Genomic DNA, 5,119 nt, shown 5'->3' on the forward strand with positions numbered 1-5,119 from the left:
GCGTTTTCCTGAAACTGCTCCACGACGGACTCGTCCGATACGTTGCGGATGTGCTTCAGGATGATGAGCCCGGTCATGAGACGGATCGGCTTGTTCGGCGCACCCATTTTGTCGTCAAACCGTTTCGAAAACTCGGTCTCGAACTTGTTCCAGTCAATCTTGTTCGCGAGAACGTAGAGGGAATGCTTGTGGTTCAACTGCTCCTCAAGGGAACAGAAAAGGCTTGTCTGTGCGTGGGATTTTGGCGGTCTGTACATAAAAAATTGCAAGGTTTTCAATCATATTTTAGAAAACCTTGCAATATTTTCACAGGGTAGAAATCAGTTTTTCCCAATAGTTATGCGGGCTGGGCGGGATTTTAAGGGACGACTATTTAAATTTACAAACTTTATAAAATAATTCGCTAGCAATATCAGCTGTTCGCGAATCAATATCTTCATCCATCCAATCAGACTTATTTTGGGCTTCTTTGCAAAATTCTTTAACAGTTATAAAATTTGATTTTGCATAAGCCTTTATTTTTACTGGCAACGGTTTATTACCTATATCAGAATTTAATTGAACATCTAAAGGCAGTAAATTTCCCAACCATCCTTCTTTTTCACACGGAGAGCTTTGTGAATGAATATGTTCAAGAGATGATATAAGAATATCAAGTTCCTTTGTTTTTATTTTAAAACGTTCTAACTTTGCAAAGATATATTGGATTAAAGGCTTATCTTTCGTTTCGTCATCCGTAAACCTTAATTTGCAAATATTATCTCTAAAAGTCTCGTATGGAGGGATTTTTTCTTTCATCTCTTTAATGAAATTCTTTAGAATACGAGGGATATCGTGTTTTGTCGCACCTTGTAATTGCAACGAATATTTCGAATATTTAATTTCCAATCCAGACGGTCTAGAAGAGCAAATTGCAGAAAAGACAAAATGGAAATTCTCCAGGAAAAGAAGCGTATCCGTAAGAGTTTTTATGGTTATCATCTTTTTCTGATAAAGACCTATGAGCGAAAGTATTAAAGTTCTTACCTGCGTTACATGGAATATAGCAAAAGCAGAAAGAGCATAATAAATCGGCACAGTTTCAGCTCTTTTCCAATCTTCTAATTTAGGCGTAATTATTTTTTTATATATATCAGACGCTTTAACCAAATTATCTAAAAATTGATTGTAATCTTGCTCTGCAATTCTTTCTATAAAGTCTTGGTACAATTTTTTCTTATTTGTAAAATGATAATTTGCCAACCAGAAATGACGATAAAAAGTTTCTACATCTTCATCTGTTCCAACATTCTCCTTAATTTTTTTCCATTTCTCCGAAGCTTTATCTATAGGAGCATCTTCTGTCAACTCTTTAAAAAGAATATTCTTTATTAATTCAACGGCGTTTAACGGCTGTCCCTTTGCATTTAAAACTTCAAATATCATATAAGCATCGTTTATAGATTTCACAGCAACATAAACAACAACGCAACTTAACAACTGATCTCGAACCGCTTTAAGAGCATCTAGATAATCAAATTTTTGTTCAAATTTGTCCTTAAATTCTTTTAAGAGTACTTTCTGAGACAAATTCTGAAAAAAATAATCATAAGCACCAAGCAATCTTTTCTCTTCCGTTGATTTGGGTGTATATGAAGTATTTTTTTCTTGACTTTGAATTCTCATTTGGAAAAAAGGCTTCGGGCTTTCAGTTCGTAAAAGCGTTATTTTTTTTCCATCATCATCACTGGTAACAATATACTCATAGATTTTATTCGCAAGTCCTTCTTCTTTTGCATTTTTGAAGGTGTCATATAAAGCAGACAACAAGATAGTTATTGCGGTTAACCGCTGTTGTCCATCAACAACATATCTTTCTTTTTCTGATTGATTCTGAACATCGTCAATTAAAACTACATTTCCCAAAAAATATTCAGACGGACTTAACTTTCCGTCTTTCACTTCTATGTATGAAATAATATCTTCCCAAAAAGTAGAAAGCGCATCATCTTTTTCCCAAACAAATTCTCTCTGAAACCTAGGAACAACTATTTCTTTTTTTGTAGAGAAAATTTCTCTTATCGTCTGACTTCTCGCTGTAAATTCCATACCATCCTACCTAAAAATTTCCTTCATAATTTCATTTTCCATGTCACTAATACAGTAAACGTGCTCTAACACATCAAACGTTTCTTCCAAATTATTCCTAGCAGAAGCCCAACCGAAGCCATCCGTAAACCACACGAATTCAAAATCAGGAATAGTTTTGGCTTCATTTGCTATGGTTTTGTAGCTTCTTGCAGTTTCATTCAGTTTTGACCCACCACTGCCATAGAAATTTGTTTCAATGGCATAAATTTTCTTTTCCGTTTTGACCACATAATCAAAGCGTTTTTCCATTTTCCCTTGGTTGGAAATTGCAGAAAGATCGACATTCCACTTTTTTGCAATATCCGAAATATACATTTCCTTGAAATAGTTTTTGTCTTTTACAAAGCCCGCTTTTTTAATATACAATTCAACCAAGTCTTCCATCAAATGTCCACCACGATTTTTACGTCCATTTGAATCAAGCCCAGTTTCTACACCAGTCACATAATCAACAAGATTGCTTATTAGATGATTCTGCATAAGGTCAAACAATCCTGACTTATCCATAAACCTCGAATAAACAGGAATATCATGCATCATCCCATTAAAAGCATATACGAACATTCCGTTCTCATCGCTTATTGATATTTCAGTACTTCTAACAGCCAATAGAACGGGAATACACTTTACAACACTTGGATACTTCGCAAGAATAGACTCAAATTCTTGTTTGATGTTCTTAGAACCTATAAGCGAATTCAAAATATTCAGCTCTATTTTTATAGCATCAACATTGCTGAATATTTTAGGAAAATCGGCATAATAAGAGAATGTCGCTATACTGGGCCTAAAGGTTCTAAACCAATCAATAAAATTTCTTTTAGCCATAGATTGTCCTAAAAAGTTGATGCTACATTACTTATCAAAAGTTCATTTATCGCCCCACGTTTTTTCGCATTAGAATTAATCATTCTTGAAGCGGAAACTCGCTTGATCGAAAATTTCTTGTATAATCGGTCAAAGAAATTATCATTTTCACAAACATTCTTTGGATCAGAATTACTCGTAACAACGATCGCTCTTCTTTCAGAGATTTCTTCAATGAATTGAGCAAGTTCGATTTGTTCTTTATCTCCAAAGCCGTTTTCGTTATATGATGTAAACGCTGCGGTCTCAGTAAGAGGACGATACGGAGGATCAATATAAACAAATGTTTTTGAGTCAATGAAATTCTTGCATTGGGCGTAGTTGCCAACAGACATCTTTACATTTTGTAACAGTTCTGAGCAAACTTTCAAATTTTCAACATCGCAAAGAAGTGGTTTCTTTGCATTGTTAAAAGGTACATTAAATAAGCCTTTTGAGTTTACTCGGAAAAGTCCATTGAAACAGGTTTTGTTCAAGAAAATGAAAAGAACTGCTTTTTCAAGATTATCTTTTTTGTTGCCATTCACCTTTAGCGAATTGAAACGTTCCCTTTTTTCAAGAAAAAGGCTTTTATTTTCTTCATGAGATGAATTCCAATACCTTTCTTGCAGGTCTGCAAGAATATCTATCAAATCACCACAATTCGTCTTTATCTGACAATAAGTGTTTATGAGTTCACCATTGATATCGTTGATGAGAACGTCTTTTGGTCCCAAACGAGAAAGGACATCAAAAAGGACGGCGCCTCCTCCTACAAATGGCTCGCAATACTTCTCTGTTTGAGCTGGATATAACTTGCGAATTTCGTCCAAGAGTTGCGTCTTGCCGCCAACCCACTTGATGAATGGTTTTGCTGTAATCATAATCTAAAAATACATAAAATAAATGTCAGTAAAATGACAAATTGAGACAATTTGTTCTTTCCTGCGTTCGCGTTAGGGATAGTGACCCCTTGGGGCGGCGCTGTGGCGCCGTTGCAAGAGCCGCGCAGGCGTGCCGCAGGTGCGCACGGGTGGCCTTGCAATATAGCCCGCCCCACACGATAGTGCGGGGAACGCCCATAACAAGCAGCAGATATCGCGGCTACCAGGAAGTGATTACGCCGGACAGCGATGCAAGGCGAGAGCAGCGGACAAACTCGTTTGTCCATTGCCGAGCCGAAGAGCTGGGATGCTTGCATCCCAATCGTGACTACCGCCCAAGGCGAGTGCTGCGGGCAAACTCGTTTGCCCATAGCCGAGCCGATGCGAGAGGCGACGAAGTCGCCACAAGACGTTGTGGATCAAGTCCGGCCACGCCGACAAGTACAACGAGAACATGTTCAAGACGCTCGCTGGCGACATGGAAATGGCCGTGAAGCCGATGAACTGCCCCTGCCACATCCAGATTTTCAACACGGGTCTCCGCAGCTGGCGCGACCTGCCGATGCGCCTTGCCGAATTCGGTAAGTGCCACCGTTACGAACCTGCCGGTACGATGCACGGCCTGATGCGCGTGCGCGGCTTTGTGCAGGACGATGCCCACATCTTCTGTACCGAAGACCAGATTGCAAGCGAAGTGGCCGATTTCTGCGCCCTCGTGAAGGAAATCTACCACGACTTTGGTTTTGACGATATCGTGGTGAAGTTCTCCACCCGCCCGGAGTAGCGCACAAGCCGAATGCAGCGAAAACAAACTCGTTTGTTTTCATTGCTGAGGCGAAGCGCAGACGCCAAAGGCGTCCAAAGCGCGTGGGTTCCGACGAAATTTGGGACAAGGCTGAAGCCGCCCTCGCCGAAGCCACCAAGCTCGCCGGCCTCGACTACATTTTGAACCCGGGCGAAGGCGCCTTCTACGGCCCGAAGAGTGTGCAAAACGAGTGTCGCAGAAAAATGCTTGCATTTTTCTATGACCGAGTGCAGCCACGGACGCCATCGGCGTCAACCTTGAATTCACCCTGAAGGACTCCCTCGGTCGTGACTGGCAGTGCGGTACCATCCAGGTGGACTTCAACTTGCCGCAGCGTCTGGGCGCCGAATATGTCGGCAAGGACAACCAGTAATGCGCAAGGCGAATCCAGCAAAAATACGCTTGCGTATTTTTATTGGTGAGCCGCAGCCATAGACGCCAAAGGCGTCAAAAG

5 protein-coding genes and 1 pseudogene are annotated in these 5,119 nt (G+C 40.2%); 1 reads left to right on the forward strand and 5 read right to left on the reverse strand.

The features are described from left to right. From B0H50_RS06345 to B0H50_RS13125, 5 genes are all read right to left on the reverse strand, one after another. Positions 1-257: transposase (locus B0H50_RS06345; protein ID WP_146193698.1), on the reverse strand; the 257-nt coding region annotated here is incomplete at its 3' end. Positions 258-369: 112 nt separating this feature from the next. Then, the gene (locus tag B0H50_RS06350; protein WP_109587437.1) at positions 370-2,088 is read right to left on the reverse strand and encodes a DUF262 domain-containing protein; all 1,719 of its coding nucleotides are present in this window, start codon (positions 2,086-2,088) and stop codon (positions 370-372) included. Positions 2,089-2,094: 6 nt separating this feature from the next. Further along, positions 2,095-2,958 carry a type II restriction endonuclease gene (locus B0H50_RS06355; RefSeq protein WP_106198510.1) on the reverse strand — a complete coding sequence of 288 codons (864 nt, stop codon included), beginning with the start codon at positions 2,956-2,958 and terminating at the stop codon, positions 2,095-2,097. Between the two features lie 8 nt (positions 2,959-2,966). After that, positions 2,967-3,860, reverse strand: a complete 894-nt coding sequence (locus tag B0H50_RS06360) for a DNA adenine methylase (RefSeq protein ID WP_109587438.1) — start codon at positions 3,858-3,860, stop codon at positions 2,967-2,969. 234 nt (positions 3,861-4,094) lie between these two features. After that, entirely contained in the window at positions 4,095-4,316 is a 222-nt protein-coding gene (locus B0H50_RS13125) for a hypothetical protein (RefSeq protein WP_146193699.1), read from the reverse strand. On the opposite strand from B0H50_RS13125, the pseudogene B0H50_RS13855 reads away from it, so the two are divergent. After that, a pseudogene (locus B0H50_RS13855) lies at positions 4,267-5,029 on the forward strand (aminoacyl--tRNA ligase-related protein); the annotation flags it as partial. The gene B0H50_RS13125 and the pseudogene B0H50_RS13855 sit on opposite strands and share 50 nt — an antisense overlap. Positions 5,030-5,119: the final 90 nt, after the last annotated feature.

The organism is Hallerella porci, from assembly GCF_003148885.1.
In the GTDB taxonomy this organism is placed as follows: domain Bacteria; phylum Fibrobacterota; class Fibrobacteria; order Fibrobacterales; family Fibrobacteraceae; genus Hallerella; species Hallerella porci.

Excerpts from the sequence above, each read along its gene's own strand:
- B0H50_RS06360 (WP_109587438.1), bottom strand. The coding sequence starts at position 3,860 with ATGATTACAGCAAAACCATTCATCAAGTGGGTTGGCGGCAAGACGCAA.
- B0H50_RS06350 (WP_109587437.1), bottom strand. The coding sequence starts at position 2,088 with ATGGAATTTACAGCGAGAAGTCAGACGATAAGAGAAATTTTCTCTACA.
- B0H50_RS06355 (WP_106198510.1), bottom strand. The coding sequence starts at position 2,958 with ATGGCTAAAAGAAATTTTATTGATTGGTTTAGAACCTTTAGGCCCAGT.
- B0H50_RS13125 (WP_146193699.1), bottom strand. The coding sequence starts at position 4,316 with ATGTTCTCGTTGTACTTGTCGGCGTGGCCGGACTTGATCCACAACGTC.